This is a genomic window from Stenotrophomonas sp. 610A2 (assembly GCF_030549615.1).
Classification (GTDB): domain Bacteria; phylum Pseudomonadota; class Gammaproteobacteria; order Xanthomonadales; family Xanthomonadaceae; genus Stenotrophomonas; species Stenotrophomonas pigmentata.
Genome location: NZ_CP130832.1, coordinates 2,164,544 through 2,190,215, shown reverse-complemented (window position 1 = coordinate 2,190,215; position 25,672 = coordinate 2,164,544). Strand labels below are relative to the sequence as shown.

Annotated in this window: 19 protein-coding genes; 10 read left to right on the top strand and 9 right to left on the bottom strand. The window is 64.1% G+C overall.

Annotation, left to right across the window (positions count from 1 at the left end; all coding sequences use genetic code 11):
• Window positions 1-37 precede the first annotated feature (37 nt).
• Window positions 38-3,178 carry a multidrug efflux RND transporter permease subunit gene (locus Q5Z11_RS09930; protein ID WP_303749827.1) on the bottom strand — a complete coding sequence of 1,047 codons (3,141 nt, stop codon included), beginning with the start codon at window positions 3,176-3,178 and terminating at the stop codon, window positions 38-40.
• Window positions 3,179-3,187: 9 nt separating this feature from the next.
• A complete protein-coding gene (locus tag Q5Z11_RS09925; protein WP_303749826.1) occupies window positions 3,188-4,285 on the bottom strand; it encodes an efflux RND transporter periplasmic adaptor subunit in 1,098 nt (365 codons plus the stop codon).
• 176 nt (window positions 4,286-4,461) lie between these two features.
• On the opposite strand from Q5Z11_RS09925, the gene Q5Z11_RS09920 reads away from it, so the two are divergent.
• Together Q5Z11_RS09920 and Q5Z11_RS09915 are read left to right on the top strand one after the other, a co-directional pair.
• Window positions 4,462-5,208: a response regulator gene (locus tag Q5Z11_RS09920; protein WP_303749825.1), complete on the top strand. Its 747-nt coding sequence runs from the start codon at window positions 4,462-4,464 to the stop codon at window positions 5,206-5,208.
• The gene (locus tag Q5Z11_RS09915; protein ID WP_303749824.1) at window positions 5,208-6,275 is read left to right on the top strand and encodes an ATP-binding protein; all 1,068 of its coding nucleotides are present in this window, start codon (window positions 5,208-5,210) and stop codon (window positions 6,273-6,275) included. The genes Q5Z11_RS09920 and Q5Z11_RS09915 overlap by 1 nt, the downstream gene beginning before the upstream one ends.
• A gap of 36 nt (window positions 6,276-6,311) precedes the next feature.
• On the opposite strand, the gene Q5Z11_RS09910 is transcribed toward Q5Z11_RS09915, so the two are convergent.
• The gene (locus tag Q5Z11_RS09910) at window positions 6,312-7,700 is read right to left on the bottom strand and encodes an FAD-binding oxidoreductase (protein WP_303749823.1); all 1,389 of its coding nucleotides are present in this window, start codon (window positions 7,698-7,700) and stop codon (window positions 6,312-6,314) included.
• Between the two features lie 203 nt (window positions 7,701-7,903).
• Here Q5Z11_RS09910 and serA point away from each other — a divergent pair, with 203 nt between their 5' ends.
• Entirely contained in the window at window positions 7,904-9,145 is a 1,242-nt protein-coding gene (gene serA / locus Q5Z11_RS09905; protein ID WP_303749822.1) for a phosphoglycerate dehydrogenase, read from the top strand.
• Between the two features lie 265 nt (window positions 9,146-9,410).
• Here serA and Q5Z11_RS09900 read toward each other — a convergent pair whose 3' ends face one another.
• Window positions 9,411-9,956, bottom strand: a complete 546-nt coding sequence (locus Q5Z11_RS09900) for an NUDIX hydrolase (RefSeq protein ID WP_303749821.1) — start codon at window positions 9,954-9,956, stop codon at window positions 9,411-9,413.
• A 189-nt stretch (window positions 9,957-10,145) separates the two neighbouring features.
• Between Q5Z11_RS09900 and Q5Z11_RS09895 the strand changes: the two genes are divergently transcribed.
• From Q5Z11_RS09895 to Q5Z11_RS09870, 6 genes are all read left to right on the top strand, one after another.
• Window positions 10,146-11,621, top strand: a complete 1,476-nt coding sequence (locus Q5Z11_RS09895; protein WP_303749820.1) for an amino acid permease — start codon at window positions 10,146-10,148, stop codon at window positions 11,619-11,621.
• A 78-nt stretch (window positions 11,622-11,699) separates the two neighbouring features.
• Window positions 11,700-13,145, top strand: a complete 1,446-nt coding sequence (locus Q5Z11_RS09890) for an amino acid permease (RefSeq protein WP_282273089.1) — start codon at window positions 11,700-11,702, stop codon at window positions 13,143-13,145.
• Between the two features lie 220 nt (window positions 13,146-13,365).
• Window positions 13,366-14,013: a methylthioribulose 1-phosphate dehydratase gene (locus Q5Z11_RS09885; RefSeq protein WP_282269952.1), complete on the top strand. Its 648-nt coding sequence runs from the start codon at window positions 13,366-13,368 to the stop codon at window positions 14,011-14,013.
• Between the two features lie 28 nt (window positions 14,014-14,041).
• Entirely contained in the window at window positions 14,042-14,596 is a 555-nt protein-coding gene (locus tag Q5Z11_RS09880; RefSeq protein ID WP_296253868.1) for a 1,2-dihydroxy-3-keto-5-methylthiopentene dioxygenase, read from the top strand.
• A 149-nt stretch (window positions 14,597-14,745) separates the two neighbouring features.
• Window positions 14,746-15,444, top strand: a complete 699-nt coding sequence (gene mtnC / locus Q5Z11_RS09875; RefSeq protein ID WP_303749819.1) for an acireductone synthase — start codon at window positions 14,746-14,748, stop codon at window positions 15,442-15,444.
• A gap of 191 nt (window positions 15,445-15,635) precedes the next feature.
• Window positions 15,636-16,145, top strand: coding sequence for an MgtC/SapB family protein (locus tag Q5Z11_RS09870; RefSeq protein ID WP_282269961.1), 510 nt, complete (start codon window positions 15,636-15,638; stop codon window positions 16,143-16,145).
• 140 nt (window positions 16,146-16,285) lie between these two features.
• Here Q5Z11_RS09870 and Q5Z11_RS09865 read toward each other — a convergent pair whose 3' ends face one another.
• Both Q5Z11_RS09865 and Q5Z11_RS09860 read right to left on the bottom strand, forming a co-directional pair.
• Window positions 16,286-17,443, bottom strand: a complete 1,158-nt coding sequence (locus tag Q5Z11_RS09865; protein ID WP_303749818.1) for a metallophosphoesterase — start codon at window positions 17,441-17,443, stop codon at window positions 16,286-16,288.
• A 380-nt stretch (window positions 17,444-17,823) separates the two neighbouring features.
• Window positions 17,824-19,641, bottom strand: coding sequence for a DUF885 domain-containing protein (locus Q5Z11_RS09860; protein ID WP_303749817.1), 1,818 nt, complete (start codon window positions 19,639-19,641; stop codon window positions 17,824-17,826).
• Window positions 19,642-19,858: 217 nt separating this feature from the next.
• On the opposite strand from Q5Z11_RS09860, the gene Q5Z11_RS09855 reads away from it, so the two are divergent.
• Window positions 19,859-21,127 carry an amino acid permease gene (locus Q5Z11_RS09855; RefSeq protein ID WP_303749816.1) on the top strand — a complete coding sequence of 423 codons (1,269 nt, stop codon included), beginning with the start codon at window positions 19,859-19,861 and terminating at the stop codon, window positions 21,125-21,127.
• A gap of 164 nt (window positions 21,128-21,291) precedes the next feature.
• On the opposite strand, the gene Q5Z11_RS09850 is transcribed toward Q5Z11_RS09855, so the two are convergent.
• The 3 genes from Q5Z11_RS09850 to Q5Z11_RS09840 all read right to left on the bottom strand — a co-directional run bounded on the left by Q5Z11_RS09850 (window position 21,292) and on the right by Q5Z11_RS09840 (window position 25,672).
• Window positions 21,292-22,908, bottom strand: a complete 1,617-nt coding sequence (locus Q5Z11_RS09850) for a family 43 glycosylhydrolase (RefSeq protein ID WP_303749815.1) — start codon at window positions 22,906-22,908, stop codon at window positions 21,292-21,294.
• Between the two features lie 135 nt (window positions 22,909-23,043).
• Window positions 23,044-24,546: an efflux transporter outer membrane subunit gene (locus tag Q5Z11_RS09845; RefSeq protein ID WP_303749814.1), complete on the bottom strand. Its 1,503-nt coding sequence runs from the start codon at window positions 24,544-24,546 to the stop codon at window positions 23,044-23,046.
• A gap of 10 nt (window positions 24,547-24,556) precedes the next feature.
• Window positions 24,557-25,672: an ABC transporter permease gene (locus Q5Z11_RS09840; RefSeq protein ID WP_303749813.1), complete on the bottom strand. Its 1,116-nt coding sequence runs from the start codon at window positions 25,670-25,672 to the stop codon at window positions 24,557-24,559.

Below are 25,672 nucleotides of genomic sequence, written 5' to 3'. Positions count from 1 at the left end.
CGTCGCCGCCGCTGGGAACCAGCGACGGCACTGCCTGTCAGATTCGTTCATGATCCGCAACAGCGGCATTTCCATGCCTGCCAGCCAGCCGTTGTTGCAGCCAGCGCCAAACCGAATCCACCACCACATAGAACACCGGCACGAAGAACACCGCCAACACGGTCGCCGTCACCATTCCACCGAATACGCCGGTACCGATGGCCTGCTGGGTTTCCCGCGACGCTCCCTGCGCCAGCATCAGCGGCAGCACACCCAGGGCGAAGGCCATGGACGTCATCAGGATGGGCCGCAGACGCATCCGCGCCGCACGCAATGCTGCCTGCGCAGCCGTCATCCCCTGCTGCTGCAGCTGCCGCGCGAACTCGACGATCAGGATCGCGTTCTTCGCCGACAGCCCAATCACCGTGATCATGCCGACCTTGAAGAAGACGTCATTGGGCATGCCACGCAGCAATACAGCCGCCACTGCGCCAAGCAAGCCAAGCGGGACAACCAGCATCACCGCCATCGGAATCGGCCAGCTTTCATACAGGGCAGCCAACACCAGGAACACCACCAGCATCGACAACAGCAGCAACCAAGGGGCCTGTGCGCCCGAGGTCTTCTCCTGCAGCGACTGACTGGTCCATTGCAGCGCAAACCCGGGCGGCAGCTGATCGGCAAGGCGTTCCATCTCGGCCATGGCCTGACCCGTTGAAACACCTTCAGCCGGCGCGCCGGAGACATTCAGCGCAGGGAAGCCGAGATAGCGTTGAAGCTGCAGCGGTGACTCTTCCCACTGCGGTGTCACCAGCTCGGCCAGCGCGACCATACCTCCCTGCACATTGCGCACGTGCAGCCGGAGCACATCCTCGACCTCCATCCTGAACGGTGCATCCGCCTGCAGGATCACCTGCTGCAGGCGCCCTGCGTTTGGAAAGTCGTTCACGTACTGCGAGCCCATCGCCACCGACAAGGTGTTGCTGATATCGCTGAAGCCAACACCCATCGCCTCGGCCTTGGCCCGGTCTATCTGCAGCCGCACGCTGTTGCCCGACGGCAGGCCATCAGCGTGTACCTCGCCCAATAAGGGGCTGGCCTGCGCCAGCGCCAGCAACTGCTTCTGCGCGGCGCGCAGCTGCAGTTGCGTCTGTCCACTGCGCGCCTGCAACGCCAAACTGAAGCCCGAGGAATTGCCCAGGCTGTCGATGGCCGGCGGCATCACGCTGATCACCTCGCCCTCGCGGGTAGCTGCCATCGCCTTCAGGGTAGCTGCCACCTCATCGGCGGCGGTCGCTCCGTCGCGCTCGTCCCAGTCCTTGAGCATGGTGTAAGCCATGGCGGCACTGGGCCCGGAACCAGCGAAGCTATAGCCGGTGATGACCTGGTTGGCGGCAATGCCCGGCCGTGAGGCGATATGCGCTTCGTAGGCCTGGACCACGGCAAGGGTTCGCTCGGCAGTTGCCTCGGCCGGCAACTGGATCGAAGTCATGAAATAGCCCTGGTCCTCTTCCGGCAGGAAGGCCCCCGGCAACCACTGCAGCCCCAGCAAGAGCACCAGCACCAAACCAGCGAATACGCCCATGACCTGGCCACAGCGGCGCAACACGGTTGCCACGCCCCGGTGGTAGCGGCCACTCAGGCGCGCGAAACCCCGATTGAAAGCATTGAAGAAGCGCCCACGGGGTCGCTCGTGCGCGACCGGCCGTAGCAGGGTTGCGCACAGTGCGGGCGTCAGGCTCAGCGCAAGCACCGCCGAGATCAGGATCGCCACTGCCATCGACACGGTGAACTGCCGGTAGATCGCGCCAACCGAGCCACTGGCAAATGCCATTGGAATGAACACAGCCGTCAATACGAGGGTGATGCCAACCACGGCGCTGGTCAGTTCGCGCATGGCCTTGATGGTGGCCTCACGCGGCGCCAAACCTTCCTCGGCCATGATGCGCTCAACGCCTTCGACCACCACGATGGCATCGTCGACGATGATGCCGATCGCCAGCACCATGCCGAACATCGTCAATACATTGATCGAGAAGCCCAGCGCCAGCATCACCGCGAACGTGCCCAGCAGTGCAATCGGCGCCACCAGCGCCGGCACCAGCGTGTAACGCCAGTCCTGCAGGAACAGGAACATCACCGCGAATACCAAGGCCATCGCCTCCAGCAGGGTCTGCAACACCTTCTGGATCGAGATCTTCACGAACGGCGCGGTATCGAACGGAATGCTGGTTTCCACACCTGCCGGCAGCAGCGACTGCAGCTCCGCCATGCGCGCACGCACGGCCGATGACGTGCTGACCGCGTTCGCCCCCGGACGCAGCTGGATGCCGGCAGCAGTGGCGACCTGGCCGTCCTCGCGGGTGCCCCAGGCGTAGCTCTGCGCCCCCAGCTCCACCCGGGCCACGTCACCCAGCAATACCCGCGAACCGTCGGCATGCGCACGCAGCACGATGGCCGCGAACTGTTCAGCGGTGGTCAGCTGGCCATCGGCGACCAAGGGCACGGCAATGCGCTGCCCGGCCACGCTCGGCGAGTCACCGATGCGACCCGGCGCGATGTTCTGGTTCTGCTGTTCGATGGCGGCGACCACGTCGCCTACGGTCAGCTCATAGCCGGCCAGGGCAGCTGGGTCCAGCCAGACCCGCATGGCCTGTTCGGCACCGAACAGTTGCACCCGACCAACACCGTCGATACGGCGCAGCTCCTCGATGATGTTGCGGGCCATGAAATCACCCAGCTGTGCTTCGTCCACACTGCCATCGGGCGACTTCAGCCCGACCAGCATCAGGAAGCCGGAATCAGCGGCTTCCACGAACAAACCGCTCTGGCGCACGCTGGCCGGCAGCCGCGGCTCGATGGCCTTGATCCGGTTCTGCACATCCACCTGCGCCATCTCCGGGTTGGTGCCCGGCGCAAAGGTGGCAGTGATCGAAGCCTCGCCCGAGGTATCCACCGATGATTCGAAGTACAGCAGGTGCTTGACGCTGGACAGCTCGCGCTCGATCAAGCCGACCACCGAGTCATCCAGGGTCTGCGGGCTGGCGCCGGGGTAACTGGCATAGATGCTGACGCTGGTCGGCGCCACTGCGGGGTAGCGTTCCACCGCCAGTTGCGGAATCGCCAGCACACCAGCCAGCACGATGAAGATCGCCAGCACCCAGGCAAACACCGGGCGATCGATGAAGAAACGGGCCATGGTCTACCTTCAGTTGCTGCTGGATGCGACAGTGGCCTTGCCCTTCACCGGTACCGGCTGCCAGGGCATGGTTTCGACCTTGCGCCCTTCCTGCAGGCGCTCCTGTCCTTCCACCACCACCTGCTCGCCGACCTTCAGGCCACTGCGTACGATCCATTGCCGGTCGACGCTGCCATCCACTTCGATGGTGCGGATCACGGCCTTGTGGTCAGCGCCAATCACCCAGGCATAGGCCTGGCCACCGGCACTTCGCAGCACCGCCTGTTGCGGTAGCAGTGGCAACTGGCTGGCGCCGCCACGCGGCACCCGTGCACGTACGAACATGCCTGGCAGGAGTTCGCGCCGCGGATTGTCCACCAGCACGCGCAACACCACATCACCGGTACGCGCATCGACATTGATGCCCGAGAACAGCAGTTGGCCGGCTTCCTGATGGACCTGGCCGTTGGCGCCAATGATGGCCACGGACACTGCATTGCCTTCGACCACGTCCTGGCGCATCGCCGGCAACTGCGAGGCTGGCTGGCGTACATCGACGTAGACCTGGTCGATCTGCTGCACCAGCGCCATGGGCTCGGCGTCGGTGGCATTCACCAATGCGCCTTCGGTCACCATTGCCTGGTCGATGCGGCCGGCAATGGGTGCGCTGACCGTGGCATAGCGCAGGTCCAGCTGGCGCCTTGCCAGGATCGCCTTCGCTTCAGCCACCGCTGCACGAGCCTGCTCGTACTCGAAGGTCGCATCATCGCGATGCTGTTTGCTGACCGCCTGCGCATCGGCCAGCGCCTGCAGGCGCTGTGCCTGCACGCGGCTGCGCGACAGCGCCGCCTCGCTGCGCTGCAATGCCGCCAGCGCGGAATCGACATCTGCACGGAATGCCGCCGGATCGATCTGGAACAACGCCTGCCCAGCAGCAACTTCGGCACCCTGCTCGAACAGGCGCTTGCGCACGATGCCGCCCACCTGCGCGCGGATCTGCGCGGTGCGCAGTGCAGACACCCGCCCCTGCAACTCGTCATCGCGCTGCACGCGCTGTGCAGCGACGGTCAGCACACTGACCTTGGGCGCCGCTTCCACGGCGGGTTCGGGCGAAGAACAGGCCGTCATGGCCACAACCAGAGCCGCACACAGGGCGGCCGTAATCCGTCGAATGATCATCACTACACGTGGTGCTGGAAAGCCTGCGGGAACGCAGAACGCCAGTGTGCGGGGCGATGATGGGGTTTCGATGGAGGGAATGTGGAGATAGCATGGAGGCAAGAACCTTTCGGCCCCACCCGGCAATGACCGCATATCCACACGCCGCCATGATGGCGCAATGGGACCGTTCCCCTGATGCACTTGTCCTGATCGTCGAGGACGAAGCCGAGATCGCAGACATCATCGCTGCCTACCTGGAGCGGGAGAAGCTGCGCGTCGTGCGCGCTGCCGACGGCCTGACCGCACTCGAGCTGCACCGTAGCGCCCGCCCCGACCTGGTATTGCTGGATGTGCAGCTCCCCGGTATCGACGGCTGGGGCGTGCTGTCGCAGCTGCGCCAGAGCAGCGATACCCCGATCATCATGCTTACCGCGCTGGATCAGGACCTGGACAAACTCACTGCATTGCGGATGGGTGCAGACGACTACGTGGTCAAACCGTTCAATCCGGCTGAAGTCGCCGCGCGGGTGCGAGCGGTACTGCGGCGTACGCTGCGTTCAACACCCCGGCAGGCCGCCACCGCGCTGCGCGCAGGGCCACTGCTGATCGATCCGCAAACCCATTCGGTGCACGTCGAGGGTGACGGCTACAGCCACGAGCTGTTGCTTACCCTTACCGAATTCAAGTTGCTGCATTGCATGGCGCTGGCGCCCACCCGCATCTTCAGCCGCAGCGAACTGATGCACCAATGCCTGCCCGAGAGCGAGGCACTGGAGCGCACCGTCGACAGCCATGTCAGCAAACTGCGGCGCAAACTCGATGACGTGGGCGTGGCCAACATGCCGGCCAGCGTGCGCGGCGTCGGCTACCGGCTGGCGGCGGATCGCTGATGCGCCGGCCCGGGCTCAGCCGGCACATCATCATGTCGATGTCGCTGATGGTGATCAGCGTCATCGTGATGATGATCCTGTCGTCCTATCTGCTGTACGCAATCCTGGTCGAGTTCTATCCCGCCAGCACGCTGGAGCCGGAAGGCTGGATGCCGACCGGGCCGGAACTGGCATGGATGGTGGGCGTCACCATAATCGGGCTTGCGCTCGCATTGACCGCCTCCATCCGCCTTACCCATCGCATCGTGTCGCCACTCAACAACCTGATGGATTCCATCCGCGCACTCGCCGATGGCAATCTTGGCGTGCGCGCAAGCACCAGTGATGACGCGCTTGGCGAGGTCGCCTTGCTGGTCGATGACTTCAACACCATGGCCGCACGGCTGCAGCACATGGACGGCGAGCGCACCCTGTGGCACGCGGCGATCGCGCATGAGCTGCGCACCCCGCTCACCATCCTGCGCGGCCGCTTGCAGGGCTTGGCGGATGGCGTGTTCCAGCCAGACGAAGCGCAGTTCCGCAGCTTGCTGTCGCAGGTGGAAGGCCTGTCGCGGTTGATCGAGGACCTGCGCGTTCTGGGACTGGCCGGCAACGGCCGACTCGACGTACGCCGTGCGCGTACCGACGTGGTGCAGGAAGTGCACTCGGTGATGACCATGGTCGATCCCGCATTCCGCAGCGCCGGTTCCGTGCTGGAGCTGGAAACCCACCGCAACGAACACCTGGCGTATTGCGACCCTACCCGGCTGCGTCAGGCCCTGCTTGCGCTGTTGGAAAACGCGCGCCGTTATGCCAGCCCGGGGCGGGTGCGAATCTCAATCCAGGACGGCAAGGACCACGTGCAGCTGGCCATTGAGGACAATGGCCCGGGTATTGAGACCCACCTGCAGCCACATGTCTTCGATCCGTTCATGCGCGGCGATGGCTCGCGCTCGCGCCAAGGTGGCGGCAGCGGACTCGGCCTGGCCGTGGTCAAGGCCATTGCCGACGCCCACGGCGGCCATGTTTCCTGCAGCAGCGGCGCCGACGGTGGCAGCCGCTTCGTGCTGGAACTGCCGCGCGAGTAGCTTTCCTTCCGGGAGTTCGCGCGGCCAGCCGGGCAATTACTGGTCGAACAGCTTGCCCGGGTTCAACAACCAGTTCGGATCGAATGCCTGCTTGACCCCGCGCATCAGCGCGACTTCGGCGTCGCTGCGGGTGCTGGCCAGATAGGCCTTCTTGACCAGGCCGATGCCGTGCTCGGCGGAGATGCTGCCGTCGAAGCGGTGCAACACCTGCGCCAGCAGCTTGGTCACGTGCTCACACTGGCTGAGGAACTCGGCGTCGCTGGTGTCATCGGGTTTGAGCACATTGATGTGCAGGTTGCCGTCGCCAATATGGCCGAACCAGACCACTTCAAAGTGCGGGTAGGCGCCATTGATGAGTGCCTGGGTCTCCGCCAGGAACGCCGGCATCGCCGAGATCCGCACCGAGACGTCGTTCTTGTACGGCTTGTAGCGCGCCACTGATTCAGTGATGCCTTCGCGCAGGCGCCACAACTGCTGCGCCTGGGTCTCGCTGGTGCTGATCACGCCATCCAGTACCCAACCCTGCTCCATGCAGTGTTCAAAGGCTGCCAGCGCGGCGGCTTCACCAGCTTCATCGGCCGAGGCGTATTCGGTCACCACGTAGTAGGGATGGATCTCCTCGAACGGATACTGCGCACCATGCGCGGTGACATGCTTGACAGCCAGGTCGGTGAAGAACTCGAAGGCCTCCAGCTGCAGACGCTCACGGAACGCGGAGAACACCTGCATCAATACTTCGAACGACGGCAACGCCAGCACCATCACATTTGTGGTCGGCGGCGGATCGGTCAGCTTCAGCGTGGCCTCGACCACGATGCCGAGCGTGCCTTCCGAGCCGATCATCAGCTGGCGGAAGTCGTAGCCGCTGGAATTCTTGATCAAGCCCTTGTTGAGCTCCAGCAGCTCGCCGTTGCCGGCCACCACCTTGAGCCCGGCAATCCACTCGCGGGTATTGCCATAGCGGATCACGCGGATACCGCCTGCATTGGTGGCGATATTGCCGCCAATCGAACAGGAACCGCGTGCGGCGAAATCCACCGGGTAGATCAGGCCATGTTCCTTGGCGGTGTTATGCACCGCTTCCAGAGGCATGCCGGCCTGAACAACCAGGGTGCGATCCACTGCATCGAAGCCCAGCGGCTTGTTCATCCGCTCCAGGCTCAGTACCAGCTCGCCGTTGGCGGCCACGGCACCACCGGACAGCCCGGTGCGGCCACCCGACGGCACCACGGCGACCTTGTGCGCATTGGCCCAGCGCACCACCGCCTGCACTTCCTCGACACTGCCCGGCAAGGCAATCGCCAGCGGCGTCGGTGTCCAGCGGCGGGTCCAGTCACGGCCGTAATGCTCCAGATCGGCCGCCTCGGTCTTCAGGCGCAGATCGGGACAGGCGGTCAGCAGGGATTCCAGGCGCGGGTCGGTCATGGCGGTGTTTCGGCGGCGTGAAAGCCGGTAAGCGTGACAGCCATGCCGTGCGCCGTCCAGTCACCACGACAAGTGCTCGTGCCACCCCTGGATTTCATCTGAAACCTTTTGCCATCAAGGCCTTGCTGCATTGCGCAGCGCACAAAACCGGGCCAGGTTCTGGCATAGTTGGCGACCTACCCGCCGCCTCCGCCGTACACGACATGTCGCCCAAGAAGACCTCGTTCCCGAAGCAGGACATCCGCGTTTTGTTGCTAGAGGGGGTCAGCCAGACCGCCGTGGACGTCTTCAAGGCGGCCGGTTACTCGCAGATCGAGCTGCACAGCAAGTCGCTGCCCGAGGACGAACTGAAGGAACGCATTGCCGAAGCCCATATCGTGGGCATCCGCTCGCGCACTCACCTCAGCGAGGAGGTACTGGCCCACGCCAAGCGCCTGATCGCGGTCGGCTGCTTCTGCATCGGCACCAACCAGGTTGACCTGGAAGCGGCCGAGCTGGCCGGTATTCCGGTATTCAACGCGCCGTATTCCAATACCCGCTCGGTTGCCGAACTGGTGATCGCCGAGGCGATCATGTTGACCCGCGGCATCCCGCAGAAGAACGCCGAATGCCACCGCGGCGGCTGGTCCAAGTCGGCCGCCGGCAGCCACGAAGTGCGCGGCAAGACCCTGGGCATCATCGGCTACGGCCATATCGGCACCCAGGTTGGCGTGCTGGCTGAAGCGCTGGGCATGCACGTGATCTTCCACGACATCGAAACCAAGTTGTCACTGGGCAACGCGCATCCGGCGATCAGTTTGGATGACCTGTTGAAGCGTTCGGACGTGGTCACCCTGCACGTGCCGGAGAACGCCTCCACGCAGTGGATGATGGGCGCCGAGCAGCTGGGCAAGATGAAGAAGGGTGCGCACCTGATCAATGCAGCGCGCGGCACCGTGGTCGATATCGACGCGCTGGACGCGGCATTGGCCTCGGGCCACCTCGGCGGCGCTGCCGTGGACGTGTTCCCGGTCGAGCCCAAGGGCAATGGCGACCTGTTCGAGTCGCCGCTGACCGCGCATGACAATGTGATCCTGACCCCGCACGTTGGTGGCTCCACACTGGAAGCGCAGGAGAACATCGGCGTGGAAGTGGCGGCCAAGCTGGTGCGTTACAGCGACAACGGCTCGACCCTGTCGGCCGTCAATTTCCCGGAAGTGACCCTGCCGGAGCACGAGCAGAGCCTGCGCCTGCTGCACATCCACCGCAACGTGCCGGGTGTGCTGTCCAAGATCAACGAGATCTTCTCGCGCCACAACCTCAACATCGACGGCCAGTTCCTGCGCACCGACCCCAAGGTCGGCTACGTGGTGATCGACATCACCGCCAGCGAAGAACAGGCAGCTGCGATCCGCGAAGAGCTGGCCGCGATCCAGGGCACGCTGCGTACCCGCATCCTGTACTGACGCGCACCTCCGTAGTGCCGAGCCATGCTCGGCAGGGGCGTTGCTAGCAACGTCAAAACCAACCCCTCCCCAACCCTCCCCTTCGCTACGCGAAAGGGAGGGAGCTGTAGTTCCGAGCCATGCTCGGCAGGGGCTTTCCCGGTCACGTCTGGTGATTTTGTAGGAGCGGCGTCAGCCGCGAAGCTGATGGACATTCGGATTGCGGGCATTGCCAGCGATCAGGCATTGCCTGTTTCGCGGCTGATGCCGCTCCCAAATGCCCCATCTATCTCTGCAACCACCGGCGTGCCATCCGCTGCATGGATTCATCTTCCTCGCTGGCGATCTCAGCTACCGGCCGCCAGGCCAGTTCCAGCGACTCCTCGCTGACGACGAACTGCTCATCTTCCCCGGCGACAACCACATAGCGCACATCGTAGTGCCAATGCCCCGGCACCTCCTTCCGCTCGGGAATCCAATGCCGGTCCAGATCGAAGATAGCGCTCGAGGCCAGGCTCAGGCCCGGCAGGCCCGATTCCTCCTCGGCCTCGCGCAAGGCCACCGCCGCCAGATCGTGGTCACCATCGGCATGCCCGCCCAGCTGCAACCAGCGCTGCAACTTGCGGTGATGGGTAAGCAGCGCGCGCTGGCCATCAGCACTGACCAGCCAGGCACTACCGGTGAAGTGGCCTGCCAGCCGCTCGCGGGTGAAAGGGTCCACACCACCCCCTTCAAGCAGGGTCAGGAATTCCCGCGCCAGCGCCTTATGCTCCGGGTACCGCTGGGAATAGTCCCCAAATGCCCGCCGCAACTGCAGATCCTCTCCAAGCATGACTGTAAGCACATCCCATCATTTCAATCTGGCGGTCATTATCGCTGTCGATGTTGCAGTTGCGCTTGTCGAGTTTCGCTACGTTTGGCAAGGTAGCGTGGTTGCCGACCGTTCAGCTTGCGTCGCCATACACCCGGCCCCGTCGCCCCTGTGCGTTCGGGCCAATACACAGCTCTGGGAATTTGCGGAATGCTTAAAGCACTGTTGAGGGTCAAGCCGGTCGAACCGGCCGCACACGTTGATGCCGGTGAGCCCATCGAGGGCAGCCTGCAGGGCGAAGCCACACTGAAGCGCACCCTCACCGCCAAGCACCTGATCCTGTTGGGCATAGGCGCGGTGATTGGTGCGGGCATCTTCGTTCTCACCGGCCAGGCCGCGGCCAACCACGCCGGGCCGGCAGTGATGCTGTCCTTTGTCTTCGCCGGCATCGCCTGCGCGTTGGCCGGCCTGTGTTACGCCGAGTTCGCAGCGATGATGCCGGTCTCCGGCAGCGCCTATTCCTACTCCTACGCCACCCTGGGCGAAGGCATGGCATGGTTCATTGGCTGGTGTCTGGTACTGGAATACCTGTTCGCCTCGGCCTCGGTCGCAGTGGGTTGGTCGGCCTACCTGATCAGCTTCATCACCACCACCTTGCATGTCCCCTTCCCGGATGCATTGACAGCGGCACCATTGGCTTGGACCGGCAGTGAGTTCACCAGCTCCGGCAAGCTGTTCAACCTGCCTGCGGTACTGATCGTGGCGGCCATCACCGGCCTGCTCTACGTCGGCGTCACCCAGTCAACCTTCGTCAATGCCGTGATCGTGGCAATCAAGGTCATCGTGATCTGCCTGTTCATCGGTTTCGGCATCCAGTACATCGACCCGGCAAACTGGCAGCCGTTCATCCCGGAAAATACCGGCACCTTCGGCGAGTTCGGCTGGAGCGGCGTGTTCCGTGCCGCCACCATCGTGTTTTTCGCCTATATCGGCTTCGATGCGGTCTCCACCGCCGCCGGTGAAACCAAGGACCCGCAGAAGAACATGCCAATCGGCCTGCTCGGCTCGCTGGCGATCTGCACCCTGGTCTATATCGTCGTCTGCGCCGTGCTGACCGGCATGCTGCCGTACAACCTGCTGGGCACCGACAAGCCGGTGGCTACTGCGCTGGAAGCCTATCCGAGCCTGTCCTGGCTGAAGACCGCGGTTGAGATCGGCGCCATCGCCGGCCTGTCCTCGGTGGTGCTGGTGATGATGATGGGTCAGTCGCGCATCGCCTACACCATCTCCCGTGACGGCCTGCTGCCGAAGATGTTCGGCAAGGTCCATTCGCGCTTCCGCACCCCGTACGTCAGCACCGTGGTTGTCGGCGTACTGGCGGCCCTGCTGGCCGGTCTGGTGCCGTTGAACGTGCTGGGTGAACTGGTCTCGATGGGCACCCTGCTTGCCTTCGCCACGGTCTGCATCGGCGTGCTGGTACTGCGCCGTACCAAGCCGGACATCGTGCGCCCGTTCAAGGTACCGGCGGCGTGGCTGATCTGCCCGCTGGGCGCGCTGGCCTGCCTGGCGCTGTTCATGCAGGCCTTCGTGGTGCATTGGCACCTGTTCGTTGGCTGGACCTTGCTGGGCCTGTGCATCTACTTCGGCTACGGCATCCGCAACAGCAAGCTGAACAAGCAAGCCTGATCCACACCCCGACCGGCGCCCCGCGCGCCGGTTTACTTTTGCGCGCCCGCCGCGCACCGATGAGCGAAGACCCGAAACATGTTCAAGCAACTCTGGGCCACCAAACATCCGCACGCCGCACATGAGGAAGCCAATGGCCTGAGCCTGCGCCGCACCCTCGGCCCCTGGGGTCTGACCGCGCTGGGCATCGGCGCGGTGATCGGCGGCGGCATCTTCGTCATCACCGGCCAGGCCGCGGCCAACCACGCTGGCCCGGCCATCATGCTGTCGTTCGTACTGGCGGCCATCTGCTGTGCTTTCTGCGCCCTGGCCTATGCCGAGTTCGCCTCGATGGTGCCGGTTTCCGGCAGCGCCTATACCTATACCTACGCCACCTTCGGCGAGCTGTCGGCCTGGTTCATCGGCTGGATGCTGGTGCTGGAGTACGGCGTCTCGGCCTCGGCGGTAGCGGTCAGTTGGACCGGTTACTTCCTCAGCTTCCTCGCCCATTTCGACATCCACCTGCCGGCGGCGCTGGTCAGTGCACCGTTGGACGCCCAGCTCAAGCCGACCGGCGCCATCGCCAACATCCCGGCGGCGATTCTTGTGTTGCTGCTGACCTGGCTGTGCTACGTCGGCATCAGCAAGTCCTCGGCGATGAACATGGCCATGGTGGTGCTCAAGACCGGCCTGATCATCCTGGTGATCGTTGCTGGCTGGAAGTACGTGGACACCAGCAACTGGACCCCGTTCATCCCCGCCAATGAAGGCCCGGGCAAGTACGGCTTCGACGGCGTGCTGCGTGGCGCAGCGATGGTGTTCTTTGCCTATATCGGTTTTGAAGCGGTATCGGTGGCGGCGCAGGAATCGCACCGCCCGCAGCGCGATCTCCCGATCGGCATGCTGCTCTCACTGGTGATCTGTACCGTGCTGTACATCGCCATGGCCGCGGTGATGACCGGCCTGGTGCCGTACCAGCTGCTGGGCACCGCCGAGCCGGTGGTCACCGCCGTTGCCGCGCATCCGCAGCTGGATTGGCTGCGCATCATCGTCGAGATCGGCGCACTGATCGGCCTGGCCTCGGTGGTGCTGGTGATGGTGATCGGCCAGCCGCGCATCTTCATGATCATGGGTCGCGACGGCTTGCTGCCACCGGTGTTCACCAAGATCCACCCCAAGTACCGCACCCCGCACATCAACACTGTCATCACCGGTATCGGCATTGCCCTGCTGGCAGCGCTGTTCCCGCTGGACATTCTTGGTGAACTGACCTCGATGGGCACGCTGATCGCCTTCGCCGCAGTCTGCGCCGGCGTGCTGGTCCTGCGCCGCACCCAGCCGGACCTGCCGCGCCCGTTCCGCATCCCGATGGCCTGGTTGATCTGCAGCCTCGGCGTGCTCAGCTGCGTCGCCTTGCTGACTGCGATGACGCTGCACAACTGGATGCTGATGGGCGTGTGGACCGTCACCGGCTTCATCATCTATTTCCTGTACGGCGTGCGGCACAGCAAGCTCAATGCAGCCAACAAGGCCAGGAACGGCTGAATTGTCGGCCGATGACAAACCTGAAGCCCGGGAGCAATCCCGGGCTTTTTCGTTGTTGGCATCGGCCCCATGGCCAAACTGGAGCCAACTACCTGCAGCCCGGGTAAGCGCAACCGGGATACGGGGCCGCGCGACCCGATTCATCCCATATTCCCTGCTGGCATCAGTTCCATCCGGATGCATGCATGAACCTGCGGGCGTTCTTAGTAGAATGGGCCCCATGAACGCGCCTACCGTCCCCTACGACGCCCAGCGACTGAGCGAACTGGCCCAGCTGCTGATCGACAACATCCGCGAGCTGGCCCACGCCGGCTGGACACCTGCCACCAGCAGCAACTTCTCGCACCGGCTGGATGACCAGCATGCGGCCATCACCGTGTCCGGCAAGGACAAGGGGCGGCTGATCGAAAGCGACATCATGGTGGTGGATTTCGACGGCAAGGCCGTAGGCCGGCCGCTGCGTCCGTCGGCGGAAACCCTGCTGCACACCCAGCTCTACGCCCGCTTCCCGGAAGTCGGTTGCGTGCTGCACACCCATTCGCCGGTGCAGACCATCGCCTCGCGCCTGTACGGCAGCGACGGTCATATCCGCCTGGAAGGCTACGAGCTGCTCAAGGCCCTGCACGGCAACTCCACCCACGAGACTGCGGTCGACCTGAAGGTGTTCCCCAACACCCAGGACATGGACGTGCTGGCCGCCCAGGTCGAGGCAGAACTCGACAAGGGGCCGATGTGGGGCTATCTGATCGACGGTCACGGCCTGTATGCCTGGGGCCGCGACATGGCCGAAGCCCGTCGCCACCTGGAGGCCTTCGAGTTCCTGCTGCATTGCGAACTGGAACTGCGCCGCCTGCGCGGCCACGCCTGATCCCTCTTCCTACTACGTCGAGTCCCCCATGAGCCGACTGCGCATTTTCAACGACACCGCCCCGGACGCACCGCTGTTTGACAGCCGCGACGGCGAGGTCATTGCCGCCGAACTGAACAAGATCGGCGTCACCTTCGAACGCTGGCAAGCCAAGCACCCGGTCACTCCGGGGGCAAGCCAGGAAGAAGTGTTCGCCGCCTACCGCGAGGACATCGACCGTCTGGTCGCCGAGCACGGCTTCAAGAGCGTGGACGTGGCCTCGATCGCCCCGGACAACCCGGCCCGCGCCGAGATCCGCAAGAAGTTCCTCGACGAGCATTACCACAAGGAAGACGAAGTCCGTTTCTTCGTCGCCGGCTCGGGCCTGTTCACCCTGCACGTGGGCGACAAGGTCTACGAGGTGGAGTGCGTAAAGGACGACCTGATCGCGGTGCCCGACAGCGTCAACCATTGGTTCGACATGGGCGAAGAACCCAGCTTCGCCGCCATCCGCTTCTTCACCGAGCCGGACGGCTGGGTCGGCCACTTTACCGGCACCGACATCGCCCAGCGCTTCCCCCGCTACGAGCCCAGCGCGGCTTAAGCGGCCGCTTTGCTTGAGCCCCTGCTCTGCTTAAGCCCCTCTCCCGCCAGCGCGAGAGGGGTTGGGGTGAGGGCAGCTCTTGGCTCTTGCCCCCTATCTCTACCAACCACGCACAGGTGCAGAAAGAAGCACCCTGCAGGAATACCAGCATGACCATCAATGCCATCCTCACCGACATCGAGGGCACCACCTCCAGCATCTCCTTCGTCAAGGAAGTGCTGTTCCCGTACGCCCGCAATGCCCTGCCCGGCTTCGTGCAGGCACACGGCAATGAACCGCAGGTCCGCCAGTGGCTGGACGCGGTGGCCACTGAAATCGCTGCAAGCGCCTGCCAGGACGAAGTCATCGTCGAAACCCTGCAGGGCTGGATCGACCAGGACCGCAAGCACACTGCGCTGAAGGCACTGCAAGGCATGCTTTGGGACGTGGGTTACCGCAATGGCGACTACACCGCCCACCTGTACCCGGAAGTTGCCGACGTGCTGCGCGGCTGGCAGGCCAGCGGCCTGCCGCTGTACGTGTATTCCTCCGGCTCGGTGCCGGCCCAGAAGCTGTTCTTCGGCTTCAGCGATGCCGGTGACTTGAACAGCCTGTTCTCGGGCAACTTCGACACCGAAGTCGGCGGCAAGCGCGAAGCACCGAGCTATGCGCATATCGCCAAGGCCATCAACATCGATCCGGCTGAGATCCTGTTCCTGTCCGACGTCGTCGAAGAGCTGGACGCCGCCCGCGAGGCCGGCCTGCAGACGGTGCTGGTCGACCGCCTTAGCGATTACCCGCAGCCGCGTACCGGCGAGGCCACCCACGGCCACACCCGGGTCGAGCGCTTCGACCAGATCGTGCTTTGATCGCCTGAGCGATAGACAGAACAACGGCCCCTCACGGGGCCGTTTTTGTATTCGGAACCACCAGGGACGCGTCGATCCTGGCAGCGCCGATTTCACACCAGCAGCACATCGGCATCACCACCGGTAAAGCAAACCCTGCGCAGGATCACCACCATCGCCCGCCCTTCGACCGCAACCAAGGACGCCTCAGCATGAGCATCACCGAAGAGATCGGTCAGGCGCTGGCCGCCGAGTTCGCCATTCCCGATGTAGGCACATTGACCGTGATCGTCTCGCGGCTGGCCACGGCCATCGTGCTAGGCGGACTACTTGGTCTGGAACGCGAGCGCAAAGGGCGCGCGGCCGGCCTGAAGACGCACATCCTGGTCTCGGTGGGTTCGGCGCTGTTCGTGTTGGCGCCATTGCAGATGGGCATTTCGGGCGCCGATGTGACCCGCGTGATGCAGGGCATCGTCTCCGGCATCGGCTTCCTCGGCGCTGGCGCCATCCTCAAGCTCGACAACGAAGAGCGCATCCAGGGCCTGACTACCGCCGCCGGCATCTGGATGACAGCGGCAATCGGCATGGCAGCCGGCATGGGCATGGAGATGGTGGCCTTCATCACTACCATCGCTGCCTTGGCAGTAGTGAGCACGCTACCGAAGCTGATGCCGGATAAACGGAAGAACGTCGATGGCAGCGAAGCAGACCTCGACACCTGACCAAACTGGCATCGAACCCTGCTTCTTTTTTTGTGGGAGCGGCGTCAGCCGCGAAGCAAGCAAATCATCAGATCGCAAAGCTGACGATAGATTGGGCAACGCCAGCTTCGCGGCTGACGCCGCTCCTACAAGCCTGGTGGCTACTTGACTGGGCTGCGCAACACCAGCACATCAATGCTGGAGCGCACGCCCAGGCGTGCGGTGAAGCCATCCCATTGGCCGACACCGCTGCTGACGAACAAGGTCATGTCCTGCACCCGGTATTCGCCACGCACATAGCCGTGGTTGAACGGCGCGACCACCCAGCGATCAAAGCCCAGCATATGGCCACCGTGGGTATGGCCGGATACCTGCAGGTCGATCGCACCAGTCGCCGCAGCGGCGCGCGCCTGCTTCGGCTGGTGGGCAAGCAGGATATGTACATCACTGCCCTTGCCGCCGTTCACCACCGCTGGCATGTCCGGCGGCAAACCGCCGTGCATGTACGGGGCCTGTTTCAATGCGGCCAGGTCACCAATGCCCGACATCGCCAGCGTGCGCCCGTTGATCGACAGGGTCGCAGTCTGGTTCTCCAGCACGCCCAGCCCCATCTGCCGGAAATGCGCCATCCAGGCAGCGTAGTCGTAGTAGTACTCATGATTGCCCGGGGCCAGCCAAACCCCGTAAGGCGCCTTCAACTGGGCCAAAGGCTCGGCGAACCGGCCGCTGTCTTCCAGACCGCCGTCGGCCATGTCGCCGGGCAGAACGATCAGATCGGGCTTTGCCGCCAAGGTCGCATCAACGATGCGCTGCGTGCGCCACGTGCGCTTGACCGGGCTGATATGCAGGTCGGCGAGCACCGCCATGCGCAGGCCGTCCATTTCACTGGGCAGGTACGGCACGACCAGATCGCGCTCATGCACCTGCGGCGGCTTGAGCCCGTTGTAGATGCCCAGCGTGGCGAGCAACACGATCACCGTCGCCGCGCCCTGGTTGAAGCCGGTGCCGTGCCACAGCGTCGCGATCCGAGAGCTGCGCGGCAGCAGGCGTGACAGCAGCCAACCAACTTCACGCAACAGCAGGAAGGCCAGCAGCAATACGAACATCACCAGCACCCAACCGAACACCAGTTGGATCCAGGCTTCGACCGAGTAGCTGAATACATCCAGCCGCCACAGCGTGGCGAAGCCGAGCCCGACCAAGGCCAAACCGACGGTAATGCCGATACGCCAGCGACGCTGGCGCTTGGACAAGGGGGCAACCGGCCACCACAACCAGATGGCCAGCAAGGGCAGGATCAGCGATACGAATAGAGTCATCGGCAACAACAGCGGCGACACGGAGAACACCCGCGATCACGCCACCAACAGGTTTGAGGGGGGACCACGCACTGTGCCATGGCTACATGGCAGATCGCGCGGTTATGGCTGGAACACTACGTGCGGCCGAACGGTGAAAAATTACGGTTGGCCGTTGATTGACGTAGAGCCGAGCCATGCTCGGCTGGGGCTTTACAGACCAACCAAAACAAAACCGGCAATGTGGCCTGCCACATTGCCGGTAATGCCCTTGCCGAGCATGGCTCGGCACTACCTGCTCCCTCCCTTTGGCCGCAGGCCAAGGGGAGGGTTGGGGAGGGGTTGGCTCTTTGCGGTAATGCCGCTTGCCGAGCATGGCTCGGCACTACCGAATGCATCGCTTACTTGGATTTTTCAGCGATCCAGGCGTTGAGCTTCTCGTCGAGGACGTCCAGCGGCACCGAGCCGTCCTTCAGCACTTCGGCGTGGAACTCGCGGATGTCGAACTTGGCACCCAGCTTGTCCTGCGCACGCTTGCGCAGTTCCTGGATCTTCAGTTCGCCAGTCTTGTAAGCCAGCGCCTGGCCCGGCCATGCGATGTAACGCTCGGCTTCGGCAACGGCATCCGGCTCGCTCACCGAGGAATTGGCGAACATGTAATCCAGCACCTGCTGGCGGGTCCAGCCCTTGGAGTGCAGGCCGGTGTCCACCACCAGGCGTACCGCACGCCACAGCTCACCCTGCAGGCGACCGAAGTAGCTGTACGGGTCGGTGTAGACGCCCAGGTCCTTGCCCAGGCTTTCGGCATACAGGCCCCAACCTTCGATGAAGGCGGTCTCGCCACCAAAGCGGCGGAACGCCGGCACGCCGGTCAGTTCCTGCTGCAGCGCCAACTGGAAGTGGTGGCCCGGGATGGCCTCATGCAGGAACAGGTCTTCGGCGTCCCAGGTCTTGCGCGTCGGCAAGTCGTAGGTGTTGACGTAGAAGATGCCCGGACGGCTGCCGTCTTCGCTCGGCTGCATGTACTCGCCGCCAGCGGCCGACTTGGCGCGGAAGGCCTCGATCGGGCGGATCTCGAAACCAGCCTTCGGGGTCAGCGAGAACAGCTTCGGCACGTTGGCGTTGATCTTGGCCTCAAGCCCGCGGTAATGCTCCAGCAGTTCCGGCTCGGACTTGAACTCGAACTGCTTGTCCTTCTGCATGAAGGTGAAGAACTCCTGCAGCGAGCCCTTGAAGCCCACCTCGGTCATCACCGTCTGGATCTCAGCGTGGATGCGCGCCACTTCCCGCAGGCCGATCTCGTGGATCTGCTCCGGGGTCTGCGCGGTGGTGGTGCTCTGCTTTGCGTTGAAGGCGTACCACGCCTTGCCGTCCGGCAGCGAATCCAGACCGACCGTATCGCGGGTCGCCGGCAGGTATTCGTTGGCAATGAAATCACGCTGCTGCTTGATCGCCGGCATCAGCTTGTCGTTGATCACCGCACGGAAGGCAGCGGTCAGGCGATCCTTGTCAGCCTGCGGGAAGTCAGCCGGCAGCTGCTTGATCGGCCCCCAGAACTGGCTGTCCTCGGCCTTGGCAGTGATGATCTCGTCGAACTGCGGCACCACTTTTTCCATCAGCACGCGCGGCTGCACCACACCGGCCTTCATGCCTTCGCGCATATTGGCGTTTTCGGTTTCCAGCAATACCGGGATGCGCGCTGCACGCGCCAGCCAGTTGTCGTAATCCTTGACCGTCTTGAACGGCTGCGCGACCTGGCCCGAGCCCAGCATCACCGCATAGCTGACGGTGGAGCCCATCTGGTTGACCGGCATCATCCAGGTCGGGAACTTCTCCCCTTCCAGCGACTGCTTCTGCTCTTCGACGAAGATGCGGTAGCTGAGCAGATCCTGCCCCGCCAAGCCTGCATCGCCGATCTTCTCGGCCTTGCCCAACCATTCCTGGGTGAAGTCATGGCTCTGCTTGCGGAACTCGGCCGAGCCGAAGTCCGGCAGCTGGTCGTTGTAACGGTTGTCGCCCTGGAAGGTAGCCTGCAGCGGATTCAGCTTCAGCACGCCTTCCCAGTAGTCGGCGTACAGCTTGTTCAGCTGCGCGGCCTTGTCGGCCTGCGGTGCCTGCGCGGTGCTGTCACCAGCCGCAGGCTGCGACGACGGTGAGCAGGCGGCCAGCACGGTGGCCAGGGAGAACGAGACGGCAAGCGCCAACGGTCGGACAGTCATCGGGGTTTCCAGCACGGGGAACAAGGCCGCCAGCGTCAGCGGAACCCCCGTCTCCGGGGAAGGGCCAAAGGTCATTGCCAGCCCCCTGCATCGCGGTGAGCGCTGCAAACCGTCATAATCCACCCCCTGCTGCGGTCGCCCACGGCGCCTGCCCCCCTCTCCCACGCTCTCCCGGGGCATCCGAACTCCGGTGCGAGCCTTTGCCGTTGCTGTATTCATGACTACTTCGCGCCGCCCGTTGGGCTTCTGGTCTGCTACTGCCCTGGTTGTTGGCAGCATGATCGGCTCAGGCACCTTCCTGTTGCCTGCCACCCTCGCCCCCTATGGCGCAGCGACCCTGATCGGCTGGGGTATCACCCTGTGCGGTGCCCTGCTGCTGGCAATCACCTTTGCCCAACTGGCCAAGCGCTGGCCGCAGACCGGTGGCCCGTATGTGTTCGCGCGCAATGCGTTTGGCGAACTCCCCGGCTTTCTGGTGGCCTGGAGCTACTGGATCTCAATGTGGTGTGCGATCGCCGCAATCGCGGTGGCTTTCGCGGGCAGCATCGGTGCCATTTTCCCTGAGCTCACCGCCACTCCGGTGCGCGCGGCGGCCTGCGGCCTGACTGCCTTGTGGGCCTGTGCCGGCGTCAACCTGATCGGTATGCGCGAAGCCGGCCGCCTGCAGCTGCTGACCACCGTACTCAAGGTGGTGCCGTTGCTGATGTTCGGCCTGGTCGCGCTGTGGCTGGTCGACACCAGTCATTACGTACCCTTCAATCCGTCCGGCGAATCGCTGGGCAGCGTGGCTGGTGCCACCGTCGCGCTGACCTTGTGGGCGATGATCGGGCTGGAAGCAGCCACCGTGCCGGCCGACTCGGTTGACGATGCCCCGCGCACCATCGCCCGTGCCACCGTCACCGGCACCTTGATCGCCGGCATTGCCACGGTACTGGCCTGCACCACCGTGCTCGGCCTGCTGCCAGCCGATGTACTGGCCAAGTCCGGCGCGCCGATGGCAGATGCAGCGGCCGCGCTGTGGGGGCCGACCGCCGGCATGCTGCTGGCGGTGGTGATGGCGATCTCCTGCGTCGGTGCACTCAATGGCTGGACGCTGCTGTCGGCACAGCTGCCGATGGCGGCCGCCCGCGACGGCGTGCTGCCGCGCGCCTTTGCCCGTGAGAACAAGCGCGGCACGCCGGTGTTCGGCGTGATCGTCAGCTGCCTGCTGGCAACCGTTCTGGTGATCTGCAACTACAACCGCTCGCTGGTGGACCTGTTCAAGTTCTCGGTACTGCTGTCCACCGCCGCCACCTTGCTGCCCTATCTGGCCGGCGCCGCGGCCTGGTTGTGGCGTGGCAGCGGCATCCCCTCGCGCATCGCTGCAGCTGGCGCACTTGCTTTCAGCCTGTACGCCATTGGCGGCATCGGCAGCGAAGCACTGCTATGGGGTGTGGCGCTGATCGCCTCCGGCCTGCCGATCTACTTCTGGCTGCGTCGGCGCTGAGTACCAACCTGCTGTTGATTGTGGGAGCGGTGTAAGCCGCGAAGCTCGCAGGTCATCAGGAGCCAAAGCGGGCAATCGTTGAGCAACGCCAGCTTCGCGGCTTACGCTGCTCCCACAAGCGTTCTCCGATGCCGATGCCTGTGTCGGTCTCAGCCCGCAGCGCCCTAACCAAGCGCCCGATAGCGGAAATCACTGATCGCCAGTTCGCCGCTCCCGGCGGCATAGATGCCAATCTTCAGGCTTAGGAAGCCGCCGAACACGTTGTGGTGCAGGCCGGACACCTCCATTCGGGTCGGGTGCAGCTGCCAGCTGCGTCCGCCGTCGTGCGAGTAATGGAAGGTCACCACGTTGTTGGTGTTGTTCAAGCGCACCCGCACCGGGCCCGGCGAACGCGGCGCGCGTGCCCATACCAGTTCTTCCGCGTACTGGAAGTTCTTGATGGTGCTGCCATCGAAGCCGACACCAATGAAGGCCTTGTTGTTGTAGAACAGCAGCAGGCCGGCTTCCGCTTCTGTGTCAGGCGCCAGCGTCACCTCCACCTCATACGAACGATCCGGCACCACGCAGGTCAGCGGTGAACTGTCGAGCGGCGACGTGCCGCTGGCTTTCAAGCGCAGCGTGCCTGGCTGATAGCGCGCGCGTTTGCGCTCATCCGGCCCTGGGTTATGGAATGCCCACTGCGTGCCAAAGCGATCAGCGCTGAAATCATCGGACAGCGCAAACCCTACCTTGCTGGTTTTACCACCGGCCGGCTTGCGCAGAGGCCGCGACAGATCCCCGCCGAGTGCACGGAACCAGCCATCTTCGGTCCATTCGACAGGTTCCAGCAGGGTCTGCCGACCCAACGTGCGGAAGCCGTTCTCGTAGGCGTGGTAAACCATCCACCAATCACCGGCGGGCCCCTCCACCAGAGTGGCGTGGCCGCGCGACCACCACGGCTCTGCTTCGGACAGCGTGCGCACCAGCGGATTGTGCGGGCAGTGCTCCCACGGCCCATGGATGGAACGCGAACGCGCGGCGATCACCATGTGCCCGGTCACCGGGCCGGCGGTGCCACCGACAGCGGTGACCAGGTAGAACCAGTCACCATGACGCAGCAGCTTGGGGCCCTCGGGGGCGAAATTCTCGGTGATCCAGTCGGCCGGGTAGTGCCACGGGCTGTAGGCAGGCTCCAGTGCGCCATCGGTCGCCAAGCCGTCATCGCGCAGACGTACCCGACGGATGCCGTTGACGAACAGGTAGCGCTTGCCGTCCTCGCCGACGATATGGCCAGGATCGATGCAGCCATCGATCTTCAGGTCAATTGGCTCACTCCAAGGGCCGGCGATGTCGTCGGCCCAGATCACGAAGATCGACCAGCCATCACCGCTTGGATTGGCCGGCAGATAGATGAAGTAGCGGCCGTCGTGCCTGCACAGGTCCACAGCCCAGATATCACCCAGCGTCTTGTGCAACGCAGGCCCGATTGGCGCCCAGTTGACCAGATCGGTGGAATGCCAGATCACCAGTCCCGGGTAGGAATAGAACGACGAGAACGTCATGTAGTAATCGTCGCCATCCTTGAGGATGCTGGGGTCCGGATGGTCGCCGGCGACGATGGGATTGAGGTAGGTGCCGTCGCCGAGGTCGGCGATGCGCTGCCCTTCCGGCCCCTTTCCCCAGCGCGGCGACTGGGGGGTACAGGCAGCATCGGCAACCGGTTTGGCCAACAGCGCAACCGGGGTGACCAAGGCGCCGGCAGCGATGGCCTTGAACAAGTCCCTGCGGGATGTATCCGCCATGCAGCATCCTCTTGAGCGACGAAGGGCCGCGGTGACACGCTGCGACCAGAATCACTGGAGTGTAGCCGCAGCCGCAACCGAAGGCCTTGCCCACCCTTCTCTACCGTTGATGAAGATCCCGCTGGCGCACGCCAGTCATCCGTCGGCGTAAGGGGCGTTGCCCAGCGCCTTGTTGACCGCGATGAACTGACCGCGCAGCAGCGCTTCGCAGTCAACCAGATCGCGGCGAACCTGCAGATAGCTCCTGCGCGCATCAAGGACGACCAGGAAGTCGACCAGGCCTGCATCGCGCCGCGCCTGGGCAATCCTGTAGGCGTCCAGGGTGGTCTGCTCACGAACGCGCAACTGCGCGCGTTGCTGCTGCGTGGCGGCATAGCCATTCAAGGCATTGTCGATCTCCTGCCAGGCCTGCAACACGGTCTTCTGGTAAGCGACGGCAGCTTCCTGCTGCTCGAGTTCGCGCAGCTGCACGACGCTCTTGCGGCGGCCGTGATCGAACAACGGCAGATTCAGCACCGGGCCAATCGACCAGGTACGACTGCCCCAGTCGGAGAACTCGCCGGACAAATACGATTCGTAACCAAACCTCGCCCCCAGGCGGATGCTTGGGTACAGGTCGGCCCGGGCGATCCCGATCCTGGCCGTTGCCTGCTGCAGGCGCGCTTGCGCCGCGCGGATATCCGGCCGCCGCTGCGCCACCTCCGATGGCAGGCCCAGTGACAGATCCGGCAATGTGTCGTCGGCGATGCTGGAGGGAGCTGCCAGCTCGGTACGCAGCGCACCCGGACGCTCGCCCAGCAACAGCGAAAGCTGGTTGCCGGTGCTGGCTTCCTCCGCCAACAAGCCGGGCAGGCGTGCGCGCACTGCGGCCAGATCGGCCTGCTGCCGGTCCAGATCCAGATGATCCTGCAAGCCACCGTCCACCCGTGCCTGCAATAGTGCCAAGCGCTCTTCCAGCGCGGCGATATCCTCGCGCGCCAGTTCGATCTGCCGCTGCGCGGCGCGCAGTTGCACGTAATTGCGTGCAACTTCGCTGGTGATGCTCAACCTCGCCAGATCCAGCAGCGCGGCCTGTTGCGCGACACCGGCATCGGCCGCTTCGATGGAGCGTCGCACCCGCCCCCACAGGTCCAGCTCCCAGGATGCGTCGAAGCCGGCCTGGTACAGATTGAATGGTTCGGCCAGCAGTTGCTTCAGCGCATCGCTGTCGTTGCTGAGGATATCGAGCATGCGCGTGCCGGCACCGTTCTCGCTCTGGCGCTGCCTGTTCACCGCCGCCGACACGCCTACGTCCACGCCCCGTTGCGCGGCAACCGTATTGCGCTGTGCCCGCGCCTGCGCGAAATGCAGGGCAGCGCTGCGCAGGTCGGGGCTGGCGAGCAGCGCGCGGCGTTGCAGTTCATCCAGTACCGGATCGGACAGCAGGGTCCACCATTCCGGCGACGGCGCCTGCGTGTCCACCCTGCCATTTAGTGACGCGTCACCGCCCCGCCATTGTGTCCAATCCGCCGGTTCCGGCGTATCCGGACGGACAAAGTCCGGCCCCGCCGTACAACCGGCCAGCGCCAGGCAGACGGCAAGCGACGTCAGCGGCAACAAAGCAAAGATCAGGCGGTGACGAGGTTGCGAGGCCATCATGATGCGCGTCCTAGGTAAGCCGGTTACGGAACAACCACGCTGCCAACGGCAAGGTGATCGCCGCCACCACAAGCATGGGAATGAAGTTGAAGCCCACTTCCTGCAGGCCCGCGCCTTCCAGGTAGACCCGGCGTACCAGGTCGATGCCAAAACGCAGCGGGTTGGCGTAGGTAGCCACCTGCAACACCCTGGGCATGTTCGCCACCGGCGTCATCAGCCCGGACAGCAGCATCAACGGCATGATCAACAGGAAGGTGTAGAGCATGGCCTGCTGCATGTTGGCAGCCACCGCCGAGATCGACAGGCCAATGCCGACCGAGGCCACGGTGAACACCGCCAGTGCCAGGTACAGCAACCCCACCGAACCAGCCATTGGAATCTGGAACCAGAAGCGGATGATCAGCAGGATGATGGTGGACTGCACCAGCCCAACCAGGATCGACGGCAAGGCCTTGCCAATCAGTATCTGCATCGGCGTCAGCGGCGTGACCAGCAGTTGATCGAAGGTGCCCTGCTCGCGTTCGCGCGCGACCGACAAGGCTGCTATCAGCAGGGTCTGCAGCATGCTCAGTGCGGCAATCAACGCCGGCATCAGCTGCCAACGCGACTCCAGGTTCGGGTTGTACCAGCTGCGCGTGACCAGCTGCACCGACGGCTCCCCTCCTGCTCGTGCCCGATTGAAGTCAGCCACGATGGAGCCGATGTAACCTGCGGCAGCACCGGCCGTGGTCGAGTTGCGGCCGTCCATGATCAGCTGCAGCGGCGCAGCCTCGCCCGCACTCAAGCGCTGCTCGAAATCGGCGGGAATGCTGATCACCAGCAGTACCTTGTTGGCATCGATCAGCGGGGCAATCTGTTGCGGCGACGCCAGCGTGCCTACACGCTCGAACATGCCCGCGCCATCGACACGCCGCAACAACTCGCTCGATGCCTGCCCGTCACCGAGATCGAGTACGGCATACGGCACGTGACGCAGATCGAACGTCGCCCCATAACCGAACAACATTGCCTGCAGCAGCGCCGGCATGAACAGCATCGCGCGGCTTGAGGGCTCTTTCAGCAGGGTGATCAGTTCCTTCCTGCACAGGAAGGCGATCCGCCGGAAGTAGATGACAACCGCGTCCAT